Source organism: Streptomyces chilikensis (assembly GCF_001642695.1).
Classification (GTDB): Bacteria; Actinomycetota; Actinomycetes; order Streptomycetales; family Streptomycetaceae; genus Streptomyces; species Streptomyces chilikensis.
In genome coordinates this window covers 174110-198426 of the sequence record NZ_LWCC02000142.1, presented here as the reverse complement: position 1 = coordinate 198426, position 24317 = coordinate 174110, and the positions used below count along the sequence as shown (strand labels likewise).

The following is a 24317-nucleotide window of genomic DNA, read 5'->3' as shown; positions in this document are numbered from 1 at the left end:
TACCTCGGACGTCCTTGGCCGGTCACCGGCCAAGGACGTCCACGTGATCATGCGGTTCAGGACGTGTCGGCGGAACGAGGGCGTGGCGGGTCAGGCGTCTTCAGACGCAGATCACGATCTTTCCGCGCGTGCGTCCGCGCTCGGCGTGCGCGTGGGCGTCGACGATCCGCTCCAGGCGGTAGGTCTGTTCGACACGCGGTGTGTAGCGGCCCTGCCGGCCCAGTTCCGCGGCCGCGGACAGGAGGGAGGAGTCGTTCTCCGCGTTGACCACGTGCGTGCCCAGGCGCTGCCCGCCCGCGTGGTCGGCGACCGTCGCGACGCGCGTCGGGTCGCCCGTGATCGCGACGAGGTCGTCCAGGGATCCGGAGGCCGCGGTGTCGAGCACGAGGTCGACGCCGTGCGGAGCGAGAGCGGAGAGACGCTGCGCGAGGCCGGGGCCGTAGGTCGTGGGAACGGCGCCGAGAGAGGTGAGGAACTCGTGGTTGCGTTCGCCGGCCGTCCCGATCACGGTGGCACCTCGTGACACAGCGATCTCGACCGCCGCGCTGCCCACACCTCCGGCGGCACCCTCAATGAGAAGGGTGCGCCCTGCGAGGGAGCCGAGCGCGTCCAGGCCGCGCATCGCGGTCACGGACGCGAGAGCGGCGCCCGCGGCCTGCTCGTCGTTCCACGTGTCGGGGGCGTGGGCCCAGGCCGAGAGGATGGCCAGCTCCGCGGTCGCGCCGGTGACACCGCCCAGCCCGAAGACGCGGTCGCCGATGCTCACCCCCTGCACCCCGTCCCCGACCTCGTCGACCACGCCGGCGGCGTCCCGCCCGGGAATGGCGGGCAGCTCCAGGGGAAACAGCTGGCGCAGGGCGCCGGCGCGCAGCTTCCAGTCGATGGGATTGACGCCGGCCGCCGCGACGCGGACACGTATCTCACCAGGTCCGGGGTGGGGCTCGGGAGCCTGCTCGATCACCAGGCTCTCCGCTCCGCCGTATTCATGGAAGCGGGCTGCACGCATAATGTCCTGCCTTACCTTTACAGGTCGAAATGGTGGCGTTCGTCCGACGCCCGTTACTCCGATGAGGTGCACATCGGCACGCCGGCTGCCTTCCGGCCGGAGGAGGACGGGCGCGGATCGGTGAGGTCGTCGAGCGGGCAGACGGCCACCCGCCCCGAGAACCACGAACCTGCCCGTCGTCGGAATACCTGCCGCCGAGCCGATGCTCCGGAAGATATCCAGAAGGTCGGTCACCATCTGGATACCAAGACCGCAGACGGGAGACCCTCGATGACGCAACGGCCACCGCTGCCGGCCGACTTGTTCGACGAGCTGTGCCCGTCCCCGCTGCTGCCCTTCCGCTTCGGTGACAAATGGGCGCCCCTGGTCCTCCGCTGCCTGGAGGACGGCCCGCGCAGATACTCCGAACTCCGCGTGCCACTGCGCCGCGTCACCCCGAAGGCGCTCACCCAGTCGCTCCGCGGCTTGGAGCGGAACGGGTTCGTGTCACGCACGGTGCACGCCGACCCGAAACTGCGGGTGGAGTACGCGCTGACACCGCTGGGCCGCAGCGCGCTGGAACCGCTGGCCGCCGCGTGCCGATGGGCGTCCGAGCACTGGGACGAGCTGCTCGACGCCCACGAGGACGGCGTCCCCTCCGCCGGCTGACCCGAACCCGCGCCGGCGCGTGCCGCAATCGACGCCCTCGCGGGCGATGAGGTGCCGGACGCCTCGCCGTGCCGGCCATCGCCGCAGGTGGCGGTAGTCGTAACACCCTTGCCGGCGTGGAGCTCGCCGGGCCTACGCCGACGAGGGCCTCGGCGGGACCGGATCGGGGGTGTGCCAGCGGGTCCAGTGGGGGGAGCCGCCCCGCTCGCACGTCTGCGCCACCCGCACCGTGTACCGGGCGCCCGGACGCGCCGAACTCAGGCGTGGACTGTCCGAGACCGCATTGTGATGCGCGGGCGCACAACTCCGTGGGGACGTCGGCTGTCTGTAAGGCACCGGAGGGACGTGCCTTCGGGAGCGTATCCGTACGGAGATTGGGGACCAGGTGGGGAAGCAGGTCTGGAGAGCCGCCGTGACCGGTGGTGCGGCGGTGGTGTTCACGGCCGTGGCCGCCGTGCCGGCCGGGGCGGCCGAGGGTGGTGTCTCGTTCACCCGTGTCCAGGTGAACGGCGGCAAGCCGATCGTGATCGGGGTGTCGAACGAGGTCACGGCGCCCGCCTCCTTCCGGATGACGACCACGCAGGCGTGGGAGTACCCAGCGGTGTTCCTGTACCGCGGTCCTGCGGAGGGCGGGGACGAGCTGTGGCACGCCATCGAGACGAGCGACTGCATCAAGGTGAGCGCGGGCGTCTGCGACTTCAACGAGACGATCTACTTCGACCCGAGCGTGTGGGACATGCGCAACAGCGAGGCCGGGGCCTGGAAGGTCGCGGCCCGGGTGTTCTTCAAGGGCGACGGTGGTGACACCGACGACGAGGGTCTGACGGTCCACGTCAAGCGCAACTCCCGCCTGACCGTCAACGCCTCGCCGGAACCGGTGGCCAAGGACAAGACCATCACCGTGACCGGAAAGGTCACCCGGGCCAACTGGGAGACCAGGAAGTACGCCTCCTACGGAGGCCGCCTGGTGAGCCTGCAGTTCAAGCCCTCCGGCGCCGCCTCCTACACCACGGTGAAGAAGGTGTACGCGGACAGCTCGGGTGGTCTCAGGACGACCGTGAAGGCCTCCACGACGGGTACGTGGCGCTGGGTGTACTACGGCAACACCACCACCGGACCGTCGACGTCGTCCGGGGACAATGTCGTGGTGAACTGACGTCCGCGTCACCTGCGTGGCGGTGACCGCCGGGTCGGCGCACCACGCGCGGAAGGATCGCCGGGCGGGTGCCGGCGCCAGCTGCCGTCCGCTCGTGCCGGTGGAGTTCCTGCCTGATGAGCAGGCCGAGGCGTACGGGAAGTCCGCCGAGGAACCGCCCCGCCCCGGGGTGGAGCGGTTCTTCTTCCTGGACGACGTCGGCCGCGATCCGGTCGCGTTGCGACGCTCCACGCACCACCGACCGGACTTCGCGCTCCAGATGCGCACGATGCGCCGCATCGGCCGGTTCCTCCCGGACGATCCGCTCGACGTGCCGCGGCCGGGGGTCGAGCGCCTGGCCGCGCAGCCCGGCATCGAGGACCCGTCGGTGGTGAAGCGGCACGCCGAGCGGCCGAAGACGGCGCACGAGCACGCGTGGGAGATCCGGGACTCCTACGCGTGCCGCGAGTACGAGGATGCAAAGCGGTCGCGGCGGTTCCGTACGTTCCCGCGACGGGCGGGCGTGGACGCACGCCACCGTCACGGGAGCCGCACCCGCGTGCCGCCGTGACGTCCGCGGCGGCCACGGTCGTCTTCCTGGTGCCCGAGGGCGAGGACGCGGCCGGGGCGCGATGCGGGCCGCGCTCGTGCCCCGGTACCACACGGTGAAGCCGTTCCCCGCCCTGCTGGGCGAGTCGAAGGCACTGTCCGCGGACAGTGGCGGCAAGCGGGTCCGGACGTTTCCGGCGCCGGCCCGGCGGAAGGCGGGCGTGAGGCCGCTGCCGGCCCGTCATCCTTCCGGGGTGGCGGGCCGGGGCCTGGTTGCGCGGGCCGGTGGTCAGTAGCCGACGGCGAAGCGCTGGTGGTGGTGGCGGGGCCGCTCGATCTCGTCGAGGAGGGCGACGGCGTAGTCCTCGACGGAGATGCTGCTGTTGCCGTGTTCGTCGGTGACGAGGTCGTCCAGGGCGGTCCGGTAGAAGCCGGTGCGGTGGCCGGGGGCGATCTTCGCCGCGGGGCTGATGTTGGTCCAGTCGACGTCGGTGACGGTCCGGTAGTGGTCCAGGGCGTCGCCGTGGGCGTGCATGATCTGCAGGAGGAAGTCGGGCAGGCCGGGGGCGTCCCAGACCTGCTTGCCGTCGGAGGTGCGCAGGGAGCCGGCGCCGCCGACGGTGATCAGGCGGGGGGCCTGCGCGCCGAGGGTGCGCAGACCTTCGGTCAGGGCTTCGGCGGCGGGCCGGATGGTGGCCAGGTGACCGGGGCCGTCGCCGCCGCCGACGGCGCTGACGACGACGTCCTGGTCCTTCGCGGCGGCGGTGACCGACCGGGGGTCGAGGACGTCGCCCGTGGTGACGGTCAGGTGGATGTGCCGCTCGGCGACCTTCGCGGGGTCGCGGACGACGGCGGTGACGTGGTGGCCTCGGCGCAGGGCCTCGCGGACGATGGCGGAGCCGATGGTGCCGTTGGCGCCGAAGACAGCGATGCGCGTCATGGGATTTCCTTCGTGGTTCGTGGTGCGGTCGTGCGGTGGGTCAGGCGACGGGGGCGAGGTGCTTGTCGAGGGCGTCGGTGAGCTGGGCGGCGCTGGTGACAGGGCCGCCCAGGCGATGGACGCCAGTGGGAGTGTGCAGGAGCAGGGTGGGACAGGCGTCGACGCCGAGTCGGCGCAACTCCCTGAATTCGCTCTCGGCCTCCGTTCGGGTGGCCGGATCGCGGTAGGAAGCGGCGACCGCGTCGGTGTCCAGGCCGTGTTCGGCGGCAACGGCGCGGTGGACGTCGGGGTTGGAGAGGCTGCGACCGTCGACGTACCAGGCGCGCTGGAGGGCACCGGCCAGTTCCAGGGCCCGTGCGGGGGCGTGCCGCCGCAATGCGGTCAGGGCGGTGGCCGCGTCTGTGGAGTCCATCACCGCGCTCCCCTCGGCGAGGGCGCGCCGGTAACCGTCACCGAAGGTGACGCCGGTGAGCTGAGCGATGCGCCGGTTGGCTTCGGGGACATGGGGATACGCCGACACGGGCAGGGCGCGTGAGCCGGTGAACAGGCCCCCGGACAGGACCCGCAGCTCGATCCGGTGCGCGTTGGCGGCGGCGAACGCGTGCAGGGCCGAAGCCGTAGCACCAGCCGCAGTAGGCGTCGAACGCGTAGGTGAGACGGACACGGTCGGACATCCATACCTCCGACAATGGTGGAAGTCAGTCTGATACGTGTGCCGGGAAAGGGACGGTCCGTCGTCGGCCGTTCTTCCCGCACACGCTTGAACATACGAGGGCGTGAGGTCGCCGCCCAGGTACGAGAAGGTCTGTCATGGTGAAAAACGGACACGCGACGATCCCGAAGGTTCCCTTCGTGATGCCCCGCGGTGACAGGACCGGCATCGAGGTCCTGACGCTAGCCGACCTGTCCGAGCGGATGCGCCGTCACGGCGGCCCCGAGGGCGCCCGTGACGCCGCGGGCTCCGGTCGCGCACAGCGCCCCGAGTTCCACCTGCTGCTCACGGTCGACCAGGGCCTGCTGTGGCACATGGTCGACTTCACCGACTACGCCGTCACCGGCAGTGCCTGGCTGTGGGTCCGCCCCGGGCAGGTGCAGCGCTTCGGCGACCTGCACGCCGCCGCCGGCACCCTCGTGCTGTTCCAGCCGGACTTCCTCGACGCCGACACCGCCTCCGAGGTACGCCTGGACGACCCGTTCGGGCGCACCCTGTGGCAGGCGGCCGGCGACGACGTCGCCGCCCTGCACCGGGCCCTGGACCACCTCGCCCACGAGGCCGCCGCCGACGGCACACCGCCACCCGTCCGTAACGCCATCCTCCAACGCCTGCTCGGCGTACTCCTGCTGCGGCTGACCCACCAGGCCACTCCCGTAGGCACCCCGCCCGGCGAGGGCGCGGAGACGTTCCAGCGGTTCCGCCGCGCAGTCGAGAGCGACTTCGCCCACGCCCGGGACGTCGGCCACTACGCCCAGGCGCTCGGCTACGCGCCGCGCACCCTGACCCGGGCGTCCCTGGCCGCGGCCGGCGTCGGCGCCAAGGACTACATCGACCGGCGCGTCATCCTGGAAGCCAAACGCCTCCTCGCCCACGACGACGCCCCCGTCGTCTCCATCGCCGCCCGCCTCGGCTTCCCGGACCCCAGCAACTTCACCAAGTACTTCACCCAGCGAACCGGCATCACACCCGCTGCCTTCCGCGCCCCCTACCATCCCGGCCGGCCCGCCCGCTGAACCCCCCGCCGATGCCCGCGAACACGAAACGGAGACCAAGGCCGCCCGCCGATCACGCGGTGCAGGCGGGCGGCGCCTGCCCGGCACCTCGCCTTCGGCACTCGGCGTCGACGAACAGAGCGGCGACAACCGTCCTTTCCGTCGGCCCGCACGCAGACGGTGGGCAACGGCCAGGTTTGAAAGCCCTGCGAGCGCGTAGACGCCTTATTGACGCAGACTTTATATGAGCAGGTAGGAGACGCATCATGGGCATCATCGCGTGGATTCTCATCGGCCTCATCGCCGGTTTCATCGCCAAGGCGATCATGCCGGGCAAGGACCCCGGCGGCGTCATCATCACCATTCTGATCGGCATCGCGGGCGGCCTGCTGGGCGGCTTCCTCGGCAAGGTCATATTCGGCGTCGACTCCATCGACGGCTTCTTCGAGATCTCCACCTGGATCGCAGCCATCATCGGCTCCGTCATCCTCCTGGCCATCTACCGCCTCGTCACCAACAACCGACGACACGCCTGACGGCCTCCCCCACCACGACGAACGGCTCCCCTCTTTTCAGAGGGGAGCCGTTCGTCGTGGTGGGGTGCTTCCTTCTCCGTGCGCGCCCGGGGACCGGGTGCTCTCCGGGGGAAGGGGATCGCGTCGGCCGCCGGGCGCATCCTGCGGACCTCACCCCGTCCGCGCCGCGCCGGCCTCGCCCGGACCAAGGCCGCCCTCGCCGCCCGGAGCGGGTTTCCCCGACCGCGCCGGCGGCGTGCGCTCGGTCCGCATCGACGACGCCCTGACCACCCGCACGGTGGTGACCGGGTTCAGGCGGTGGTTCGTTCCCTCCTTCCCCTCGGCCGGGACGACACAGCGCGGGAACGACGGCGGCAACGTCCCGAGCAGGGGAGCGGGTGCCCGTCCGGTCGTCGCCGCCCCGCCCCGTCAGGCTTCGGCCTCCACCCGGGCGGCGATGTCCGCACGCAGCCCTGCCTTGTCCGTCTTGCCGACCGCGGTCAGGGGCAGCGCCGGAACCTCGACCAGACGTTCCGGCAGCTTGAACCGGGCCAGCCCCCGGCCCTCCAGGAAGGTGCGGATCTCCCGCAGGGACGGCGCCGCCGCCCCCTCGTCTCCGCCCACCACGTAGAGGCAGACGGCCTCACCCAGCACCCGGTGCGGCATCGCCACCGCCGCGGCGGCCCGCACGCCCGGATGCGACAGCACCAGCGCCTCGAGCTCGTCCGCCGGGATCTTCTCCCCGCCGCGATTGATCACGTCCTTCAGCCGCCCGGCGACGACAAGGTTCCCGGACGGATGACGGCGGACGAGGTCGCCGGTGCGGTAGAAGCCGTCGGCGGTGAACGACGCGGCTCCCACGTCACCGTGGTACGCCGTGACGACTCCCGGTCCCCTGACCAGAAGTTCGCCGGCCTCACCGTCCTCGACGGGCCGGCCCTCGCCGTCCACCACGAGGATCTCGTCACCCGGCGAGGCAGGGCGCCCCTGGGTGGTGAAGGCCACCTCGGGCGGATCGTCGAGACGGGTGAAGTTCAACTGGCCCTCGCTCATGCCGTACACCTGCTGGATCCGGCAGGCGAACACGTCGGCCAGCTCGGCGGCCGTGGACTCGTCCAGGCGCGCCCCGCCGACCTGCAGCACGCGCAGGCTCGACAGATCGCGGGTGCCGGCAGCGGCCCGGGCCGTCAGCCACTGCCGGGCGAGCGCCGGAGTGAGGGCGCAGTGCGTGACCCGTTCCCGTTCGATCAGCGCCATGGCCTCCACCGCGTCGTCCGGTGCGGCGAGCACCACCTTCCCGCCGCCGGCGAGCGTGCCGAGGATCCCGGGATGGCAGAAGGCGAACGCGTGGGTCGCGGGCAGGACGGCGAGGAACACCGACTCGGGTGTCAGCTCCGAGGCCGCCGCCGACACGCGGACCAGGTGACCGAGCGCCTCGTGGGAGCGGGCGATGGGCTTCGGCGGGCCGGTGGTCCCGCTGGACAGGAGGAAGAGCGCGGTGTCCGAAGGGCTCCGTACCGCCTCCACGACGCCGGCGCGCGACGGAGCCGGATCAACGGCAGCCGGTTCCGCGGGTGCCGGTTCCGCGGGTGCCGGATCGGCGGCCGCTGTGAGGTCGTCGATGCGCACCTGGCCGTCGGCCGGGCCGGTGGCGCCCGTGACCAGCAGCGTCCTCACGGACGGATGCCGCTCGCGGAGCCTCTCGGCGAGCCCCAGGTGGTCGAAACGCCGGTGCCGGGCCGGCACGGCCAGCGCGGTCGGCGCCAATGCGGTGAGCACCGTGTCGAGTTCGTGTTCCCGCAGGGAGGGGAGGGCCAGCACCGGGCGCGCGCCGAGCCTGATCAGCGCGAGGACCAGAACGACCAGCTGGATCCGGTTCGGCAGCTGCACGAGCACGTTCTCGCCGGGCCGGACGCCGGAGCGCGACAGCCCCGCGGCACAGCCGGACACCGCCGCCCCGAGCCCGGCCCTGGTGAAGGTGCGGCCGCCGCCGACGAGAGCCGCACGGTTGCCGTCGTGCACGCCGGTGCCCAGCACGAGGTCGTCCAGGAACTCCGGCCGCCACCAGCCGCGGTCGCGGTACTCCCTGGCCGCACCGGCACCAGGAACGGGCTCGCCGACGGCATCCGCGAGTTGCCCCAGTGTGAGGTCGTGCGCGGTCCAGAGATCGACGTGGGTGGCGAACCGGTCCTCCAGCTCGATCTGGATCTGCGTGAGATCGACGGAGTCGAGTGCGAGATCGGCCCGCAGCCGTGCGTCGTCGCGCAGCGACTCTTCGCCGATTCCCAGGTCACGCAGGATTTTTCGGATCTCTTCGATGCCCGTCAACCGGGTTCTCCTCGCCTCAGGAGCCGAGCCGTTCCTCGGCGGCATGCGCGTGATCGGTATCCCCACCGCTTCCGGCCGCGAGACCGGCGCGCGGGTGCGGCGGGAAGTGCGGCGACGCAGCGGAAGCGCGGATGACCGCGAAGGCGCGGAAAGCGGGCGGTGCCGGCTCCCGCGCGCCCTGTCACCGTCCGTGTCCCCCGTGACACGCTGTGATCCACCCATCGGGCGTGTTCCGGGAGCGTGATGAACCCTTCGAAGAGCGGAACGCTGGCGGTGCCGGGCGCGGAGATCTATTACGAAGTACGCGGTGAGGGCCCTCTCCTGCTGCTCATCGGCGGGGGGAACTCCGACGCGTCGGTCTACAAGCGCCTGGCGGCCGTCCTGGCGTCGGACCACCGGGTCGTCACCTACGACCCGCGCGGCAACTCACGCAGCGTGCTCGACGGCCCCCGGGTGGACCAGAGGGTCGAGCAGCACGCCGACGACGCGCTCCGGCTGATCCGGCACCTCGTCGGCGAGGACGAGCCCGTGAACGTCTTCGGAAGCTGCTCCGGCGGACTCGTCGCGATGGAACTCACGATCCGCCACGCCGGGACGATCCGGCTGGCCGTCGCCCACGAACCTCCCGTCCTCGGCATCCTCCCCGACGCGGAACGGCACCTGGCCCTCCTCGACGACATCCGTGACACGCACCTCCGCGAGGGCATGGCGTCCGCCCTCGTCAAGCTGCAGGCCCTCCACGGCGGCCGGCCCGCACCGCCCCTGCCCGAGGTGCACGACAACACCGACTTCTTCCTGACCCACTTCATCCGCCCGTTCACACGGTTCGTGCCCGACCTGGCCGCGCTCGGCGACGTGGCTCACCAGGTGGTGTGGGCCGGTGGCCACGCCTCACGCGAAGACCTCGTGCACCGGCCCGTGCTCGCCCTCGCCGAGCGGTTCGGCCGCGACGTCGAACTGTTCCCGGGCGGGCACGTCGGATACGCGAGGTACCCCGCCGACTTCGCCGCGCGGCTCGTCGAACTCCTCGCCGCCGCGCCCGGCGCGGCGGAACGCCCGCAGGAGCTCGCCGGCGGGGCGACGGGCGGGCCGGCCGGAGGCGGCAGCGGCGGGCCCGCCGGCGGCGCAACCGGTGGGGGAGCGTGACGCCGTGCGGATCCTGATGGGCGCGCAGAACTGCGGTTTCGGCCCGGTCTCCGAACTGGTCGCGGTGTCCCGGCGCCTGCCCGGGCACGGGCGGACGTTCGTCGGCGACGGCGTCGGCGCCGTCTTCGCCCGGCGCAACCCCGACGCCTTCGACGGCGTGTACGACACCACCGGGATGCCGCCGCAGGCCCGGGCGGAGCTGACCGACACCCTGCTGCGGGGCAGCGATCACGTGGTCTCCGTCATGGACGCCGACCTGGTGGTCCGGGCCGTCGTGGCGCGGCGTCCCGTGGCCATGGTGGACAGCCTCTTCAGCTTCTGGCAGCTCGCACGGCCCCTGGAGAGGATCCGTGAGCTCTGCGCGACCATGCCACGCTCCAACCACGCGGCCGCCGACCGTCACCTGGCAGACCTGTCGCCGCACGAGCGCATCGTGGCCGCCCACCTGCTGGCCGACCACAGCGTCGTGCAGAACTTCCCCGGCGTCATGGAGCGCGCGGTGGAACTCGCCGGTCCGGGCGTCGGCTCCCGGGTACGCCTGACCGGGGGGATCGTCGACGTCGAGGGCCTGCGGGCCGTCGTGCGCACCGCCGGACCCGCTCCGGAGCACGACCTGCTGATCAACGTCGGCGGGTTCAAGAACTTCCTCCTGGACTTCGACGTCAACAACGACTACCTGCTCCTGCTCCACCGGTGGATCCCGGACCTGCTGCGGGACTGGCCTCGGTTCCGCCGCGTCCTGGTGTGCGGCGGTCCGTTCGGCGAGGGCCGGGAGCGGACCTTCTCGGCCGCGGGCCGGCAGGCCCACTGCCGCCTCCTGCGCCAGCGTGAACTCCTCCGGGTCGCGGCGCGCACCCCGCACCACCTCATGGCCCCCGGCCTCACCGCACTCCACGAGGCCATCGCCCTCGGCCGGCTGCCCCTGGCCGTCCACGAACAGCACTACGCCCACGTCTTCACCATGCGGGCCCTGGACGGCACCCTCTTCGGCCGTGGCGGTTGCCGCTTCACGGACGTGGTGCCGGGCCACCCGCTGCCGGAGGACGACCTCGCCGGCACCTCGGCCCTGGTCGCGCTGGCCGGCCGCGTCCGGGAGGACGAGGGGCTCTACGCGAGGTACCGGCGCACCTTCAACGAACGCATCGAGCACCACGTCTCGCTGACCCCGGCGCAACAGCGGCAGGGTGTCGAGGAGCTGGGGAAGCTCCTCGACGGCGAGCCGGTCCACTCGGTGATGACCGATGTCCTGGGTGCGGCACGCGGGGCGTAGGGCGGGGCGGACGTGCCACGCCGATGCGTCCGCGCTCGGCGTGCGCGTGGGCGTCGACGATCCGCTCCAGGTGGTAGGTCTGTTCGACACGGGGTGTGTAGCGGCCCTGCCGGCCCAGTTCCGCGGCCGCGGACAGGAGGGTGGGGTCGTTCTCCGCGTTGAGCACGTGCGTGCCCAGGCGCTGCCCGCCCGCGTGGTCGGCGACCGTCGCGACGCGCGTCGGGCCGCGAGTACGAGGAGAAGTACCAGGTGCGCTTCAACCTCAAGGGCGAAGCCGTCAAGGTCCGCCGTGACGCCGACCTGTCCGGCGTCGAGTGGCTCGCGACCGCGCTTCGCGGCGCAATTCCCACACCGGCATGAGGAGCTGGCGGCAACCGCCGACTGCCACTGACCATCACAGATCCGAGGCATCGATCCAGTAGATCGTTGCCACTAAATCCGGAGCCTTGTCGGCCACTTCGGCTGCCGGCAAGGCCCAGTCCCGGCAGTCGGCAACAATCCGGTCCCAGGGCAGCCGGCGGTCAATCTCCCAGTCGATGCCCGGCCCACGGCCTCCGAAGATCCCACCATCGGGCATGACCTGCCATACCTGGAAATGGAGCACTGCCTGACCGTGAGCGGCAAGCTGCCCAATGACTTCGGCGAGGTGAACTGTCGGCCATGCCGGGTCCAAGTTCTCCAGCGAGCGCCGCAACGCGGCGGCCCGGGAGGGGAGCACGACGTCACGGGCGCCGAGATCGTACAGTGCCTCGCGAAGTGCCACTCCTTCGCTGTCGTCGGGGGCTTCACCTCGCTGCCGAAAGGCTTCATGGGCTCGCTGAAGTCCCGGCACGGCACGCTGGATCTCCAGGTCCGCCAGGGCTTCGGCTGCCCATTGCCGAACGGTGGGGCTCTCGCTGTCCAGCAGGTCGATCAGTACTTCTCCCGGCCGTGGATCCTGCAGCGCGGTGAAGACCTCAATGGCACACAACTGTCCGAACCATCCCAGGCCCACGACGACGCTGATGTCCACGGCCCCCGGACGACCGGACGCGCACCCACAGCACGTCGGGAGGGGCACGCAGGCGGCTCTGTCAGCGACACGGAACCCGAACCCGCTTGCCGCGCGTCAGCCGGTGCGGACCGCGTGCAGGTGACGCCCGGCCGCCCCCCGGTCGGTGAACATGGTGCGGTTCAGCCGGTACAGACTGACGCGGCCGAACTTGCCGGTTTCCTCGAGCCAGCCTGCCTCGCACAACTCCTTGCGGGTCCGGGAGAACACCGGCGGGGTCATGCCGGCTGTCTCGGCCAGCTCGGTAGCACGTGTCATCACGGTGCCGTCCGGATTCTGCTCGGCCGACGCATAAAGGAGCACGACGAGGCGCTGGTTGGGGCTCAACTTGCGACCCGTGGTCCTCAGCAGGTACTGGACGTCCTCGGCGTCGTGGATCTTCATCTCGGTCAGTCCTCGTCCTTCTGCCCAGTCCGCCGGTGGTTGCGAGGTGGGCGTACCTGCAGGTTCGGCGGGTTCCAATCCTTCACTGCGTCACGATGCGCGAAACCTGTTCCGATGAACGCAAGGTACGGCGTGCACCGGTAGAACTTCGTCCGGCCGACGCCTCCCGTCTCGACCACGATCCGCGCTTTACGCAGCACCTTCATGACGCGGCCGAGCGCGTCGGCGCTCATACCGAGCTCTTCGGCGATCTCGGCCTGGGTCTTCATGACCGGGCCCTGTGACTCTTCGGTGGCGAACCAGTACCAGACGGCGACGCGGAATTCGCGGTCGGTGAGCCCGGACCGGGCCGAGGCCATCTCGCGGCCTCGGGTGATTCCGACGTTCACGTGCGGGCCGTCGAAGGCGTACGGAGTGCGGGGGAGCTCCTCGACCTCGCCTGTGGTGCGGTCCACATGCGCGAGGACTTTCCGTTCAGGCCGTGCCATTCGGTGCTGCCCCTCAGATCGGGTCGCTGGTGGTGAAGTGATCCGCTGGATGGAACGGGTCACTTACCAAAAAGCACATTACCGCATAGCTAAGTGAATCGATCGCAGGATCGGCTCGATATGCATGTTCAAGGTGCTATCTGATCCGACTCCAGAGTCGGGTCATCCCGACTCGTGGATCGGGTTACCCGACTCCAGGATCGGGTTGCTCTCTGCGTTTCCGCAGGTCACAGCCCTGCCTAAGCTCTGTGCTCTTACTACACGTAAAGGACGGCGACGACGGCGCACGTACGCATGGGTGGCGCTGCGGGCCGTCGCGCAAGCGCTCCGGTCCTCGCGGTGCCACCGGGCGTGTCGCCGCTCGGTTGACTGCCCCACGGGGTTTCTGCGCATTGGCACCAAGGAGGGATGGCTGATGCCGGCTCGGGGCTGAGGTACCTCCGAACCCCGGCGGTCGGCTGCGGCGCATCGCTGAGGTACTTCGCTGTGGCCGAGGATTCCTGGGCACGAGGGAGGGCGGGACACCGACCGGGTAGGCCGCGGGCCCGCGTCAGGCAGCAGGTCGCGGGCGATGTCGTTGATGCTGGTCGCCGTGGTGACCTCGCGCTCGTCGCGAATGGTGTCACGGCGGACGATTTCGAAGGCGTGGTCCGGCACAGCGCACGTGTCGGCGAACAGATGAAGACCGACACCGTCCGCGAACGACAGCAAGCACATGGTGGTTCTGGAAACCAGTCCAGCCCGTCTCCGTGATCGGCTGGGGTGGATCAGTCCTTGCGCCCCGTCACGGCGACGGTGACACCGAGTCCGACCATGGTGAGCCCGCCGATCCCACCGACCAGGGAAAGCCGCTGCGGTGAACGCGCGAACCAGTCCCGGGCAGTGGCCGCGGCCAGCCCCCACACCATGTCGGACGCCACCGCGATGATGTTGAAGACCAAACCCAGCAGCAGCATCTGTGCCGCGACGTGCCCCTGACCACGGTCAACGAACTGTGGCAGCACGGCGGCGAAGAACACGATGGTCTTGGGATTGGTCACGCCGACTGTGAACCCCTCCCAAAACGTCCTCAGACCCGCCTGCGCGACACCCACCCCAGCGACCGCTGCCTGCAACGATTCACGCTCACGCCATGCATTGACTCCGAGGAACACCAAGTAAGCGGCACCCGCCAGCTTGAGCACCGTGAAGACAAGAACCGAGCGTTCCACCACCGCCCCGACCCCGAGCGCCACGGCCACGATCAACGCGTACGTGCCGAGCGTGTTCCCCACCACCGTCGTCAGCGCGGCGCGGCGCCCCTGAGCCAGTGCCCGCCCGATCACGAACAGCACACTGGGACCCGGAATCACGATCAGCAGGAACGACATGGCCGCGAAGGCCAGTAGACGGTCAGCAGACACCATGAATCTCATGCAAGCACGGGGAGGGGACACCCTTCCAGCCCATTCCCCGTCGAAGACGCAGACGCAATCTGCGCAGAATCCGGACCCCCGGCGAAGCCCTTCCCATCCCCCCGCACCTAGAGGGTGTCTCCCGGCCGAGGAAGGCGTGGCACGCCTTCAGCTCCGGGCGGAGCCCGTCCTTGCCGTCTTCTTGTCCGCGAAGATCTTCCGGCACCCGGCGGCCGCAAGCGCGTCGATCTGCCGCTCGGGCTTCCGCAACCGGCAGTGCGAAGGCACCCAGGAGGTGCAGGCCGAGCGGGACGAGAAGGAGAGCATCGGCCCGTCGCGGGTCCTCGCCGTCCTCGCACGGGGCGTCTGCCGTCGAGGGGGCGTGGGCGGTGCTATGTCATTTCGCCGGCGTCCGTGACCATGCGGACGAGGGTGTCGACGAGTTCGTCGGCGCTGGTGTGCCACTTGTCCATGTCGAGGTGGCCGCTGAGCTCCATGCCCGCGATGCCGTGGGCGCCGGCCAGCAGCAGGGCGCCGTAATGCCGTGCGTTCCGCTCTCCCGCGAGGGCGGCGACGACGGCCAGGAACTCGTCCTGAAAGCGTTCGGCCGCGCGGTCGGCCACGGCCGGGTCGCCTTCCGGCCCGCACAGCTGACGCCGGAGGCGATCCATCCCGTCACCGAGTTGCCCAGGAAGGTTTGCGCGCCGCCTGAACAACACCTGGTACAGGTGCGGCTGGTTGCGGCCGACGTCGATGAGGGCGCGGAGAGCGCCGCGCAGCTTCTCGGAGGCAGACAGGGCCGGGTCGGCCCGAAGGGCGTGCACCTGGTCGCCGATCCGTTCCCAGCATTCGGCCGCGACGGCGGTCAGCAGGCTGTCCTTGCCCGTGAAGTGCCGGTACGGCGCTCCCCGGGTCACGCCTGCCCGCGCGCCCACCTCGCGCAAGGTGACCGCTTCGGGGCCGCCGAGGTCGAGGAGCTCGGCGGCCGCGTCGAGCAGAGCGCGGCGGGTGGCGGCGGCGGACTCGGCACGGGTGGTCATGACGCCCATCATACAGTTGACAGTGTCATCTGAACCGGTACCGTAATCGAGGTGACAACGTCATCTGAAACCCAGAAGCTGATCGTCGTAACCGGAGCCTCCACGGGCATGGGCGCGTCAGCCGCCCGCGAACTGGCCCGCCAGGGATTTCACGTCCTGGCCGGCGTGCGGCGCGACCGTGACGCCGACGCCATCCGATCGACCGGCATCGAGCCGGTCATCCTCGACATCACCAGGTCCGAGCAGGTGGAGGCACTCGCCGCGCGGGTCGCCGACGACCCGCGCGCGCTGCACGCGCTCGTCAACAACGCCGGCGTCCAGGTGAACGCCCCGGTCGAAACCCTGCCGATGACGGAGTGGCGGCGGGTGTTCGAAGTCAACCTCTTCGGCCACATCGCCGTCACTCAAGCGCTCCTGCCCGCGCTGCTGCGCAGCAAGGGCCGTGTGATCAACATCAGCTCGGTCGGCGGCAAGTTCGCCATGGCCACGTACGGCGCGTACGCCGGCGCGAAGTTCGCCCTGGAGGCGGTCAGCGACTCGCTCCGCCGGGAGGTCGCTCCGCTGGGCGTACAGGTGGTCGTGGTCGAGCCCGGCGGCGTCCGCACGGAGATGGCTGCCCGCGGGGTCGAGACGGCGAACCACCTGGCTGCCCGGATGACGCCGGAGCAGGACGAGCGTTACGGCAGCCTGGTCCGGGCGAACAACAAGTTGATGAGCTCGGGCACCGCTTCAGGCCTGACCGCCGACGCCGCCGCCCGGGTCATCACGAAGGCCGTGACGGCGCGCAGACCGCGCACCCGCTACACCGCCGGCCGGGATGCCGCCCTGATCATGCGCCTGGGCCCGATGCTGTCCGACCGCACGCTCGACCGCGTCCTCGCCGCCAACCTGCGCCGCCACCACCCGAAGGAAGCCGTTGGCCGACGAGGACCCCACGAACGGCTCCGTCCCCTGCGGTGCGGTCAGCGGTGAGCTCGCAGTCAACGGACAACCCGCCCTCCTGTCCGGGACGACGGCCTCGGAGACCGACGGGACAGTCGGTATCCGGCCTCGGGGAACATCGGTACAGCGGTTGTCGGTGAGAACGAGCTTGTTCAGGGTGTGAGGGCGCTGACCCTGTTCTCGTACGCGCGGCGGGCCTCGCACTGGGCCGGGACCGCGGGGAGGCCCTGGCCGCCGTCGAGCGGCCGGCAGCGGGCGAGGAGCTCGCGGTGCACGGCGGGGGTGGGGTGTGTCGGCGGTGATGACCGGGGGTCGGCCGCCGTGCTTGCCCTTGTGGGCCGCGGTATCGAGCCCCTCCAGCGTCGACTCCCGGATGTTCTCCCGTTCGGTCTGCGCCATCGCCGCGAAGAACGCGAACAGCAGCTTGCCGGGGCCGGTGGGGTCATAGATGCCGGGCAGGGGACCGGCGAGCATCTCCAGGACCAGGCCGTGGGCGGTGAGGTGGTCGGCGAGCGCGGTGAGTTCGGCGCCGTCGCGGCCGAGCCGCTTCATCTCGTACACGGCAAAGATGACGCGGCAGTGCGGGGAGTGGGCCTTGACCTCCCGCGTCGTACGGGCGCTCCTCGAACTGGGCCCTCCGCAGGCGCGGGTGCTGATCCTCCCGCTGAAGACCTTGTCCCTCGGGATGCCGTGGCCCGCAAGGCGTCGAGCTGGGAGTCGTCGTCCTGCCCAAGGGCGGAGCAAGGGGCGCGGGTGGTGCCGTCTCTTACGCCCCGGCCTCCGCGCCGGTTCTCGTGATCGTCACGGGCTCATGGCAGGCCGAGCCCTCCACGGTCCGCGCACGCGTGGAACTCGTCCACGGTCAGCGTCGGATGCGCAGGGCTTGGCGGCATGGGAAGGGCAGTCCGGCCCCGCGTACCTCGATGATCTTTGGGGTGGGGTCTCGTCGCAGCCGTGTGTCTCGTGGAGGCGGGCCCGGAGAACGTCACTCGATGTGGATCATTGCCCTACCTGCCGGCCAGGGCTGCTGATACTCGATGAGTCGGCCTGCCGGGTCGTGCCGGCGGTTGGGTGCGAACAACAACTTCGTTCAGGAAACAGCGCCGGGTATGCGGCCCGAAGAAGGGAGTGTCTTGTCGCACACTCGGCGCTGACCGGCAGAATTACGCCGTCGTGGCTGCTGTCTCGGCGGCTTCGACTGCGGACTTGAAGTCGGAATGGACCCCGATTTGATCAAGCCACACGCTCATCAAGTTGTAGCAATTGAACCTTTCGATCTTTCCGTCACGGAGGTACCAGAGGTCCGCCGCCGGCACGTCGATCCGGTTCCCGGTCGGCGGGATCTCGCCGGCCGGAGTCGGAAACCCTCCGAGATGCGTGCCCTGGATTCGCAACTCGACGGCGACGACATCACCGAACGCATGTACCTCGAGCAACTCACGGTGCACATCGGGGAACGAGCGGGCGAGGCCCGCGATCACCTGAGGAATCTGCTCTCCGCGGAAACTCTGCGAGGTCGACATGTCGTTGAACGACCCGTCCTCGGTGAACAAGGCCAGGAAACCGTCACCGTCGAGAACGTTCCCTTCCGCGAGCCGGTAAGCCTCGCGGATGATCTTTTCGTTACTTTCCATTCCTGTTCTCCTTCGAGTTCACAACACGCTCACGATCCGCGCTTGTCCTTGATCGGCCCTTCCCGGCTGTCGTAACGATAATCGTTACGACAGATTGTCGCAACTTTCACTGTTACGACTGCGCTGTCGTAACATGGAGTGTTGCGACCGAGGAGGGATCATGAGCGCCAACAGCAGGCTGACCATTGCCGCCCATGCGCTGGCCTGGATCGGTCTCTACCAGCGCCAGGGCCACGAGGTCGCCACCTCCGAGCAGATCGCAGCCAGCGCGAACACCAACCCCGTGGTGATCAGGCGGCTGCTCGGCGAGCTGCGCAGGGCCGGGCTCGTGGAGTCCCGGCGGGGCGCGGGCGCGGGCTGGTCGCTGGCGCGCGAGCTGGGGTCGATCACCCTGCTCGACGTGTACGAGGCAGTGGAACCCGGCCCGCTGTTCGCGATGCACCGCACCGTCCCGGACCAGGGATGCGTGGTGGGTCACGGCATCCAGCCGGCAATGCGGGGCATCTACCAGGACATCGAGGAGACCCTGAGACACGAACTGGCCCGCGTCACGCTCGAGAAGGTGCTCAGGGACGTACTCGCGGCACCTCACCAGCCTCTCTGATCAGCTGGGCGACCCCGTGCGAACCGTAGGGTTCGACGTGGGTTCTGTCCACCGGGGCGGAGTGACGGGAGCGTGGAGACGGAATCCCGCGCCGAACGCGTTGGATCCGCCGCCGGAACAGACGGCGGGCGCAGGCCGAGCCCGCCGCGGACCAGGCCGTGCTCGTCCAGCGGCTCTACGACGACGAGCGGGAGAGGACCGTCCGGCAGATCCCCGACAGATTCGGCGTGCCCCGTTTTACGGTGCACGGGCACCTCGACAAGCCCAGACCGTCCCCGCCAGGCCCAGATGGCTGCGACCGCCCGCCCGGCCGGACAGCCGGACAGACCATCAGCTGCCGCACTTCCTCAGGCCCCGGGTTCCTCCGGTGACGTCGGCGGCTCGGCCGGCGTCGGCATGGGCGGCCGGAGGAGGACGGCACGGTCCACGGAGGGGACGAACAGGCTGGTGACGGGTGCGCAGAGGCCCAGTACGGAGCGGAAGGCGGTCCCCACCACCGGGTCACCGGGGTAGCGCTCCAGGACGCGCCGCAGGTACCAGCCGGCGACGCGGTCCGCCGGCCCGGAGGCCGGGGCACTGCCCACCGCGCCCGGCATCGGGCGGTCCGACCTGGCGGAGATGTCCCCTGCCTGCCGGGACGCCGCGAGGAGCGCTTTCTGCACGCGCCGCGTCGTGGGGATCCGGCGCGGATCGGACAGGGTCTCACGCAGGACAACCGCGCTCATCGCGGCGACAGCCATGCCCTGCCCGTAGATCGGGATGAACGTGCACAGGGCGTCGCCGGCGGCAAGGAGTCCCGCCGGGCGGCGGCCGGACAGGTCGTAATCGATCTCACGGACCCGCACACGGCCGGCCACCGATCAGCAGCCCGGCTGTCCGGTCCGGCCGTCGGCACGACACCGCAGCCACGCCGCCTCCGCAGGCGTGAGGTTCGGGTCGGCCAGCTTGGCCTCGGCCACTTCCCGGACACGTCCCGCAGGATCGGTCCGACAGCCCTTGCGCATGTTGTGCACAAGCAGGCTCCGTCCCAGGCGGAAGGCCAGTCCGGGAACCTCCGCGCTGCCGACGGTCACCATGGTCATCGCCACATCCGCAGCGGGATCACCAGCGCCCGCGTTGCGCCAATCGATCACCACGGGGCCTCGCCGGGTCATGAGCACGTTGCCCGGATGCAGGTCCAGATGCAGCACCCGGTCGTCACCTGCCGACGCGAACCGCTGGGGCAGCCACTTCGGCGCCGGCAATGCATGCAACCGGTCGTGCAGGTGGCCCAACGTCCGGCCGAGGGAGCCGACTCGCCATGGGCGCCGGGCCAGCACATCCAGCATCGTCGGCCCGGTCAGCCGCTCCAGGATCATGTCGGTATCGGTGATCCCGTACACCTTCGGCACGGGATACCCACAGGCCGTCAAATGGGTCATCAACCGCGCTTCCAGCTCTGTTGGTCCCCCCTGCCGGTAACGCCGCAACACCCTGGACTCGTCCAGGGCGTACACGTCAGCGTCCCGCCCCTGTCCGATCAACTCCATGCGGTGAGTCTGTCCTGACGGCATACCAACCGCCAACAGTGCGAACGTCGGCTGATGCCGCACCAGTGACCGGAAGCGTTGCCGCAGGCAAGCGGCGGCGAGGCTCGAGGGCCCCGGCCGCCTGCCCGCCGGGGCGATGCGTCAGACCACGGCGAGCCGGTCCACCAGCAGCGCCGTCCTCCGCTCGGCGTCCTCCGGCGGCAGCCGTCCCGCCCGGGTCAGGGTCGCGAGGCCGTGCAGGGCCCCCCAGAACGTCTCCGTGAACAGCCCCGGGTGGACGCCGTCCCCGGCGACCCCGCCGAGGACCTCCAGCAAGGCGGCGAAGGCGTCCTTCAGCGGCTCCGGGGTGTCCTCCCGCGCGTACGCCAGGCCGCCGTCGAGCTGGAACAAGGCGTCGTAGACCGCCGGGTTGCGCGCGGCGAAGTCGAGGTAGGCGCGGGCGAGCGCGGCGACCCGCTCGCGCGGGCCGTCCGCGGCCGAGGCCGCGGCACGCACCGCCCCGGCCAACTCGGCGGCGCCCTCCAGGGCGACGGCGCCGATGATCTCCCGCTTGCCGCGGAAGTGGCTGTAGAGGACGGGCTGGCTGTACTCGATGCGCTCGGCGAGCCGGCGGGTGGTGACCGCGTCCCAGCCCTGCTGCTCGGCGAGCTCGCGGGCTGTCGCCACGATGAGGCGCTCGCGCTCCGCCCGTTCGCGCTGCTTGCGTTCCTGGACCGACATGACCCGGATCCTAGCACCGCTAGACAATCGAGCAGGAGCAGGTCTAGCGTTGACCCGCCAACTAGCAACGCTAGATCGATCTTCCTGGAGGGGAATCGTGCTCAACGCACTCGAGGTGTTCACCACCGTGATCGTCGGCCTGATGGTGGGGGTGGAGTTCTCCGTCGCCTTCGTCATGAACCGGATTTTCCGCGCCCTCCCCGAGGACAGTGGCCAGCTCGCCCGCGCCCACGGGGGCCGGACACTCGGCGCCCTGATGCCGTTCTGGTACGTCGGCTCGCTCGTCCTCAGCGCGGTCTGGGCGATCGCCGGATGGGACCGCCCCGGCGCCGGTCTCGTCGTCATCGCCGCCGCGCTCCTGATCGTGAGCGTGATCATGTCGCTCCTGCTGCTCGTCCCGATCAACAACCGGGGCAAGACGTGGACCCCCGAGAACCGGCCCGCGGACTGGAAGGAGCAGATGGACCGCTGGGACCGCTACCACTACGTCCGCGTCGCTGTCATCGTCGCCGCCTTCACCTTCCTGGTCGCCGCCCTCGTCTGAGCCCGACGTCCGCAAGGCGAGGGACAATGTCGCTGAAGATCAACGCCGTCCTGGCCGCCGCCTTCGTCCTCTTCATCCTCTGGTTCGGATCGGAGTTCACCCTGCGCCCGGAGACGGTGGCGCCGGACTCGGACTCCAGCCCGTATGAGCGTGCGCGCCCCACCCTATGAGGGACAGGTGCTGCGCGAACCCGGTTCCGTCGGGAGATGTCGGAGGCCGTCGCCCTTACAAGGCGAGGCAGTGGAGCGACGCTCCTACCACCGCGGTCAGCCTCGCCCCTCGGACGCGGCGAGCGCGACGAGTCCGGCCCAGGCATCGTGCGACACGCTCACCATGGGGCCGGCCTCGGCCTTGGAGTCCCGGACGTGCACCAGCGACGGGCTCGTGGCGACCTCGACGCAGTCGCCGCCCTCGGTTCCGCTGTAGCTGCTCTTGAACCAGACGAGGCCGGACCCGGCGGTCGTGGACTTGGCGGCATTCATAGAGATCCCAGCACTCCTTCGATGAGTTCGAGTGATTCCCTCGGGGGGAGAGCTTGCGATCGGATAATCCCATAGCGTGCCGCGGCGAGAACTCCTTGTTCAGGTTCGGTCTGCAGCGATCCGATGCCTTGCGCTTCGGCGTAGACGAACTTCTTGCCGTCCTTGCGGGTGACGACGGTGAAGGCGCCATTCACACCCGCGTTGTCCTCGCGGTCGACAGGCATGATCTGGATCTCAACGTTCCGCATCTGCCCGATCAGAAGCAGGTGTTCCAACTGGCCGCGAAGAACGTGCCGCCCTCCGTACGGGCGGTGCAAGATCGACTCATCGAGCACAAAGCTCAGGAAGGGGGCGGGACGGCGTTCGAAGATGTCCTGCCGGGCCAGTCGGGCCGTCACCCGCTGCTCAATGGTCTCCTCGTCAAGTGGAGGGCGCCTCATGTTGAGCAGCGCCCTCATGTACTCCTCGGTCTGCAGTAGCCCTTTCACCACGAGGGTGTCGTAGGCGACCAGTTCGACCGCTTCCTTCTCGAGGGCCGCCATCCCCTGGAAGAACGCCGGGTACTGGGCCCGTTCCACCTGCTCCTTCCACAGGCGAAGCAGGCCGTCCGCCCGGAGGATCTCGTCGGCCCGCTCGATCGTCCGGGGGGTCGGGATCCTCCGCCCCTGCTCGAACGCGGCGATGGTGGAGGGGGAGTAACCGAGGCGCTTGCCCAGTTCCTCGCGTTCCATCCCCTCGCGGACGCGCAGCGTCTTCATCGTCCTTCCGAACGCGGTGACGACGCCCTGTCCGGCGCCGCCGTCAGTCTGGTGGTCGGCTCTGCTGCCGTCAGCCGGGCCGTCGGCGGATTCCGTGTCTGCGGCGCCTGCTTCCTCGGCCGGCAGGTCTTCAAGGTCCATGCCCTCTGCCTTGTCCACCCCGTCTCCTCTCGTGCCAACGCTCCTGCCCGGAGGTCGTCACGCCGCATAGCGCCTACTGGTGCGCACACCACAGACACAAGCCGATGATGTCGCTGCGTCACCACTGGTAACGCTACGCGACAAGCGTGAGCGTGGAGGCATGACGACGAAATCCGGCAGCCCAGTTCTCGCCAGCAGTCCGGCCCCCGAATCGACGGACGAGCACGTCCTGGACATGCGTTTCCCCTCCTCCCCGCGGGGCGCCCGCCTCGCCCGACGCGTCACGGCCACCCGCTTGGCCAACTGGGGTGTCCCCTACGGCACCGATGCTCACGACGCGGTCGTACTGATCGTCGCCGAGCTCACCGCCAACGCGGTGCGCCACGGTCACGTCCCCGGCCGCGACTTCCGCCTACGGGTCGAGATGCCCGCCGGCGTGAGCACCGTCCGCATCGAGGTCTCGGACACCCGAGCGGAGCGTCTGCCGCGGTTCCCTCCTGCCTCGGAGTGCACCCATGGGGAGGAAGGAGGCCGCGGGCTTCTCCTGGTGGCGAAGCTCGCGACACGGTCGGGCTGGCAGCCGCGGCTGGAGGGGCCAGGCAAGACCGTTTGGGCCGAACGCAAGATCGAGTAGACCGGCTCCTCGTCACGACGAGTGTGCGGGCCACTGATTCCGCTGCATCCGCATCTCGGGGGAACCTCAGGCCCTGGACAGCGAAGCTGCCGGCAGGCACGAGTGACGAAGCCGATCTCGGAACTGCCCAGCGCCCTGGGCGCCCCCTCCCGAAGCTGCACGGAGATCGAGAGGGCGGCGCGACCAAGTTCATGAGCATCGGGGATCAGGCTGGCAGCGTGTCCTCATGAAGGCGTGGGAACAGCGGCTGTGCTACGGGCAGAAGGCTCTCGACCGTTGTCAGCTGTCCGGTGATCCGCGTGGCGGCATCTGGGATGAACGGGCGTAGTTCGTCGGCCAGCACGCGGCACGCTGTGACCAGCGTACCGAGAACGATGTCGAGTTGCTTCGCTGCTTCGCTGTTGCCCCCGCGCTCTTCCCGAGCCAGCTCCCAAGGCCGGGTCGCGTCGATACATCGATTGGCCTCCTCCACGATTTCCCAGACAGCGTGGATGGCACGGCGGAAGTCGAAGTCGGCCAGGGCGGCATCGACGAGGCCAGGCGCCTCCCGGCAAACGTCCACCAGCGCCAGCTCCCCGGAATTTACCGGCGCAGAGGCGGGGACAGTCCCTCCGCGAAAGCGGTGAACCATGGTCACGATGCGGTGGACGAGGTTGCCCAGCCCTCCCGCGAAATCCACATCCGCGCGCGTGGTCAGCCGGTCGGGCGTGAAGTCCGCATCCCCGACC

26 protein-coding genes and 5 pseudogenes are annotated in these 24317 nt (G+C 70.1%); 12 read left to right on the top strand and 19 right to left on the bottom strand.

Annotated elements, in window-relative coordinates; translation table 11 throughout:
- Nucleotides 1-100: 100 nt before the first annotated feature.
- Nucleotides 101-1006 carry an NADP-dependent oxidoreductase gene (locus A2U95_RS28415; protein ID WP_166028221.1) on the bottom strand — a complete coding sequence of 302 codons (906 nt, stop codon included), beginning with the start codon at nt 1004-1006 and terminating at the stop codon, nt 101-103.
- Nucleotides 1007-1276: 270 nt separating this feature from the next.
- Here A2U95_RS28415 and A2U95_RS28410 point away from each other — a divergent pair, with 270 nt between their 5' ends.
- On the top strand, nt 1277-1654 hold the full coding sequence (locus tag A2U95_RS28410) for a winged helix-turn-helix transcriptional regulator (protein WP_166028219.1): 378 nt from the start codon (nt 1277-1279) through the stop codon (nt 1652-1654).
- Between the two features lie 27 nt (nt 1655-1681).
- Here the strand turns inward: A2U95_RS28410 and A2U95_RS28405 are convergent.
- Nucleotides 1682-1830: pseudogene (locus tag A2U95_RS28405) on the bottom strand (IS5/IS1182 family transposase); the annotation flags it as partial.
- Nucleotides 1831-2039: 209 nt separating this feature from the next.
- Here A2U95_RS28405 and A2U95_RS28400 point away from each other — a divergent pair.
- Nucleotides 2040-2810, top strand: a complete 771-nt coding sequence (locus tag A2U95_RS28400; RefSeq protein ID WP_206283091.1) for a hypothetical protein — start codon at nt 2040-2042, stop codon at nt 2808-2810.
- A 94-nt stretch (nt 2811-2904) separates the two neighbouring features.
- Nucleotides 2905-3325, top strand: a pseudogene (locus A2U95_RS28395) (DUF4158 domain-containing protein); the annotation flags it as partial.
- Between the two features lie 302 nt (nt 3326-3627).
- On the opposite strand, the gene A2U95_RS28390 reads toward A2U95_RS28395, so the two are convergent.
- Entirely contained in the window at nt 3628-4278 is a 651-nt protein-coding gene (locus tag A2U95_RS28390) for an NAD(P)-dependent oxidoreductase (protein WP_166028213.1), read from the bottom strand.
- A gap of 40 nt (nt 4279-4318) precedes the next feature.
- Nucleotides 4319-4942: a DsbA family protein gene (locus A2U95_RS28385; protein WP_240958271.1), complete on the bottom strand. Its 624-nt coding sequence runs from the start codon at nt 4940-4942 to the stop codon at nt 4319-4321.
- A gap of 146 nt (nt 4943-5088) precedes the next feature.
- Here A2U95_RS28385 and A2U95_RS28380 point away from each other — a divergent pair, with 146 nt between their 5' ends.
- Together A2U95_RS28380 and A2U95_RS28375 are read left to right on the top strand one after the other, a co-directional pair.
- Nucleotides 5089-6006 (top strand): helix-turn-helix transcriptional regulator, encoded by a 918-nt coding sequence (locus tag A2U95_RS28380; protein WP_166028211.1) that lies wholly within the window; start codon nt 5089-5091, stop codon nt 6004-6006.
- 245 nt (nt 6007-6251) lie between these two features.
- Complete coding sequence (locus tag A2U95_RS28375) at nt 6252-6521, top strand: GlsB/YeaQ/YmgE family stress response membrane protein (RefSeq protein ID WP_166028209.1); 270 nt, start codon at nt 6252-6254, stop codon at nt 6519-6521.
- Nucleotides 6522-6929: 408 nt separating this feature from the next.
- Here the strand turns inward: A2U95_RS28375 and A2U95_RS28370 are convergent, their stop codons facing one another.
- The gene (locus A2U95_RS28370) at nt 6930-8828 is read right to left on the bottom strand and encodes an AMP-binding protein (protein ID WP_240958269.1); all 1899 of its coding nucleotides are present in this window, start codon (nt 8826-8828) and stop codon (nt 6930-6932) included.
- A gap of 243 nt (nt 8829-9071) precedes the next feature.
- Between A2U95_RS28370 and A2U95_RS28365 the strand changes: the two genes are divergently transcribed.
- Complete coding sequence (locus A2U95_RS28365; RefSeq protein ID WP_166028205.1) at nt 9072-9974, top strand: alpha/beta fold hydrolase; 903 nt, start codon at nt 9072-9074, stop codon at nt 9972-9974.
- Nucleotides 9975-9978: 4 nt separating this feature from the next.
- A complete protein-coding gene (locus A2U95_RS28360) occupies nt 9979-11244 on the top strand; it encodes a hypothetical protein (protein ID WP_166028203.1) in 1266 nt (421 codons plus the stop codon).
- Nucleotides 11245-11269: 25 nt separating this feature from the next.
- On the opposite strand, the pseudogene A2U95_RS33095 reads toward A2U95_RS28360, so the two are convergent.
- The 6 genes and pseudogenes from A2U95_RS33095 to A2U95_RS28335 form a co-directional block, all read right to left on the bottom strand.
- Nucleotides 11270-11476 (bottom strand): annotated as a pseudogene (locus A2U95_RS33095) (MDR/zinc-dependent alcohol dehydrogenase-like family protein); the annotation flags it as partial.
- A gap of 162 nt (nt 11477-11638) precedes the next feature.
- Nucleotides 11639-12256 carry a HEAT repeat domain-containing protein gene (locus A2U95_RS28355; RefSeq protein ID WP_206283090.1) on the bottom strand — a complete coding sequence of 206 codons (618 nt, stop codon included), beginning with the start codon at nt 12254-12256 and terminating at the stop codon, nt 11639-11641.
- A 96-nt stretch (nt 12257-12352) separates the two neighbouring features.
- The gene (locus tag A2U95_RS28350) at nt 12353-12679 is read right to left on the bottom strand and encodes a cyclic nucleotide-binding domain-containing protein (RefSeq protein WP_166028201.1); all 327 of its coding nucleotides are present in this window, start codon (nt 12677-12679) and stop codon (nt 12353-12355) included.
- A 5-nt stretch (nt 12680-12684) separates the two neighbouring features.
- A complete protein-coding gene (locus tag A2U95_RS28345) occupies nt 12685-13134 on the bottom strand; it encodes a MarR family transcriptional regulator (RefSeq protein ID WP_240958267.1) in 450 nt (149 codons plus the stop codon).
- A gap of 800 nt (nt 13135-13934) precedes the next feature.
- On the bottom strand, nt 13935-14573 hold the full coding sequence (locus A2U95_RS28340) for a LysE family translocator (protein WP_166028198.1): 639 nt from the start codon (nt 14571-14573) through the stop codon (nt 13935-13937).
- Nucleotides 14574-14953: 380 nt separating this feature from the next.
- A complete protein-coding gene (locus A2U95_RS28335; RefSeq protein WP_206283089.1) occupies nt 14954-15601 on the bottom strand; it encodes a TetR/AcrR family transcriptional regulator in 648 nt (215 codons plus the stop codon).
- A gap of 51 nt (nt 15602-15652) precedes the next feature.
- On the opposite strand from A2U95_RS28335, the gene A2U95_RS28330 reads away from it, so the two are divergent.
- Entirely contained in the window at nt 15653-16573 is a 921-nt protein-coding gene (locus A2U95_RS28330) for an SDR family oxidoreductase (RefSeq protein WP_166028195.1), read from the top strand.
- 351 nt (nt 16574-16924) lie between these two features.
- On the opposite strand, the pseudogene A2U95_RS33090 reads toward A2U95_RS28330, so the two are convergent.
- Together A2U95_RS33090 and A2U95_RS28320 are read right to left on the bottom strand one after the other, a co-directional pair.
- Nucleotides 16925-17095 (bottom strand): annotated as a pseudogene (locus A2U95_RS33090) (recombinase family protein); the annotation flags it as partial.
- 611 nt (nt 17096-17706) lie between these two features.
- On the bottom strand, nt 17707-18177 hold the full coding sequence (locus A2U95_RS28320) for a nuclear transport factor 2 family protein (protein ID WP_166028193.1): 471 nt from the start codon (nt 18175-18177) through the stop codon (nt 17707-17709).
- Between the two features lie 160 nt (nt 18178-18337).
- Here A2U95_RS28320 and A2U95_RS28315 point away from each other — a divergent pair, with 160 nt between their 5' ends.
- Nucleotides 18338-18781 carry an Rrf2 family transcriptional regulator gene (locus A2U95_RS28315; RefSeq protein ID WP_166028191.1) on the top strand — a complete coding sequence of 148 codons (444 nt, stop codon included), beginning with the start codon at nt 18338-18340 and terminating at the stop codon, nt 18779-18781.
- A gap of 347 nt (nt 18782-19128) precedes the next feature.
- Here A2U95_RS28315 and A2U95_RS28310 read toward each other — a convergent pair.
- From A2U95_RS28310 to A2U95_RS28300, 3 genes and pseudogenes are all read right to left on the bottom strand, one after another.
- Nucleotides 19129-19605: pseudogene (locus A2U95_RS28310) on the bottom strand (monooxygenase); the annotation flags it as partial.
- A 36-nt stretch (nt 19606-19641) separates the two neighbouring features.
- Nucleotides 19642-20310 (bottom strand): phosphotransferase, encoded by a 669-nt coding sequence (locus A2U95_RS28305; protein ID WP_166028189.1) that lies wholly within the window; start codon nt 20308-20310, stop codon nt 19642-19644.
- 141 nt (nt 20311-20451) lie between these two features.
- Nucleotides 20452-21030 carry a TetR/AcrR family transcriptional regulator gene (locus A2U95_RS28300; RefSeq protein ID WP_166028187.1) on the bottom strand — a complete coding sequence of 193 codons (579 nt, stop codon included), beginning with the start codon at nt 21028-21030 and terminating at the stop codon, nt 20452-20454.
- Between the two features lie 97 nt (nt 21031-21127).
- Here A2U95_RS28300 and A2U95_RS28295 point away from each other — a divergent pair, with 97 nt between their 5' ends.
- Together A2U95_RS28295 and A2U95_RS28290 are read left to right on the top strand one after the other, a co-directional pair.
- The gene (locus A2U95_RS28295) at nt 21128-21574 is read left to right on the top strand and encodes an anthrone oxygenase family protein (RefSeq protein WP_166028185.1); all 447 of its coding nucleotides are present in this window, start codon (nt 21128-21130) and stop codon (nt 21572-21574) included.
- 26 nt (nt 21575-21600) lie between these two features.
- Nucleotides 21601-21744 carry a hypothetical protein gene (locus A2U95_RS28290; RefSeq protein WP_240958265.1) on the top strand — a complete coding sequence of 48 codons (144 nt, stop codon included), beginning with the start codon at nt 21601-21603 and terminating at the stop codon, nt 21742-21744.
- A 96-nt stretch (nt 21745-21840) separates the two neighbouring features.
- On the opposite strand, the gene A2U95_RS28285 is transcribed toward A2U95_RS28290, so the two are convergent.
- A complete protein-coding gene (locus tag A2U95_RS28285) occupies nt 21841-22056 on the bottom strand; it encodes a DUF397 domain-containing protein (protein WP_166028183.1) in 216 nt (71 codons plus the stop codon).
- Nucleotides 22053-22955 (bottom strand): helix-turn-helix domain-containing protein, encoded by a 903-nt coding sequence (locus A2U95_RS28280; RefSeq protein ID WP_166028424.1) that lies wholly within the window; start codon nt 22953-22955, stop codon nt 22053-22055. Before A2U95_RS28280 ends, A2U95_RS28285 begins: the two co-directional genes overlap by 4 nt.
- 160 nt (nt 22956-23115) lie before the next feature.
- On the opposite strand from A2U95_RS28280, the gene A2U95_RS28275 reads away from it, so the two are divergent.
- The gene (locus A2U95_RS28275; protein ID WP_420857067.1) at nt 23116-23589 is read left to right on the top strand and encodes an ATP-binding protein; all 474 of its coding nucleotides are present in this window, start codon (nt 23116-23118) and stop codon (nt 23587-23589) included.
- A 205-nt stretch (nt 23590-23794) separates the two neighbouring features.
- Here the strand turns inward: A2U95_RS28275 and A2U95_RS28270 are convergent, their stop codons facing one another.
- On the bottom strand, nt 23795-24268 hold the full coding sequence (locus A2U95_RS28270) for a hypothetical protein (protein WP_240958263.1): 474 nt from the start codon (nt 24266-24268) through the stop codon (nt 23795-23797).
- Nucleotides 24269-24317 lie beyond the last annotated feature (49 nt).

Coding starts and splice junctions, on each gene's coding strand:
- A2U95_RS28335 (WP_206283089.1), bottom strand. CDS start 15,601: ATGACCACCCGTGCCGAGTCCGCCGCCGCCACCCGCCGCGCTCTGCTC.
- A2U95_RS28380 (WP_166028211.1), top strand. CDS start 5,089: ATGGTGAAAAACGGACACGCGACGATCCCGAAGGTTCCCTTCGTGATG.
- A2U95_RS28365 (WP_166028205.1), top strand. CDS start 9,072: ATGAACCCTTCGAAGAGCGGAACGCTGGCGGTGCCGGGCGCGGAGATC.
- A2U95_RS28415 (WP_166028221.1), bottom strand. CDS start 1,006: ATGCGTGCAGCCCGCTTCCATGAATACGGCGGAGCGGAGAGCCTGGTG.
- A2U95_RS28285 (WP_166028183.1), bottom strand. CDS start 22,056: ATGAATGCCGCCAAGTCCACGACCGCCGGGTCCGGCCTCGTCTGGTTC.
- A2U95_RS28350 (WP_166028201.1), bottom strand. CDS start 12,679: ATGAAGATCCACGACGCCGAGGACGTCCAGTACCTGCTGAGGACCACG.
- A2U95_RS28375 (WP_166028209.1), top strand. CDS start 6,252: ATGGGCATCATCGCGTGGATTCTCATCGGCCTCATCGCCGGTTTCATC.
- A2U95_RS28340 (WP_166028198.1), bottom strand. CDS start 14,573: ATGGTGTCTGCTGACCGTCTACTGGCCTTCGCGGCCATGTCGTTCCTG.
- A2U95_RS28275 (WP_420857067.1), top strand. CDS start 23,116: ATGACGACGAAATCCGGCAGCCCAGTTCTCGCCAGCAGTCCGGCCCCC.
- A2U95_RS28305 (WP_166028189.1), bottom strand. CDS start 20,310: ATGGAGTTGATCGGACAGGGGCGGGACGCTGACGTGTACGCCCTGGAC.
- A2U95_RS28315 (WP_166028191.1), top strand. CDS start 18,338: ATGAGCGCCAACAGCAGGCTGACCATTGCCGCCCATGCGCTGGCCTGG.
- A2U95_RS28320 (WP_166028193.1), bottom strand. CDS start 18,177: ATGGAAAGTAACGAAAAGATCATCCGCGAGGCTTACCGGCTCGCGGAA.
- A2U95_RS28300 (WP_166028187.1), bottom strand. CDS start 21,030: ATGTCGGTCCAGGAACGCAAGCAGCGCGAACGGGCGGAGCGCGAGCGC.
- A2U95_RS28290 (WP_240958265.1), top strand. CDS start 21,601: ATGTCGCTGAAGATCAACGCCGTCCTGGCCGCCGCCTTCGTCCTCTTC.
- A2U95_RS28390 (WP_166028213.1), bottom strand. CDS start 4,278: ATGACGCGCATCGCTGTCTTCGGCGCCAACGGCACCATCGGCTCCGCC.
- A2U95_RS28280 (WP_166028424.1), bottom strand. CDS start 22,955: ATGGACCTTGAAGACCTGCCGGCCGAGGAAGCAGGCGCCGCAGACACG.
- A2U95_RS28410 (WP_166028219.1), top strand. CDS start 1,277: ATGACGCAACGGCCACCGCTGCCGGCCGACTTGTTCGACGAGCTGTGC.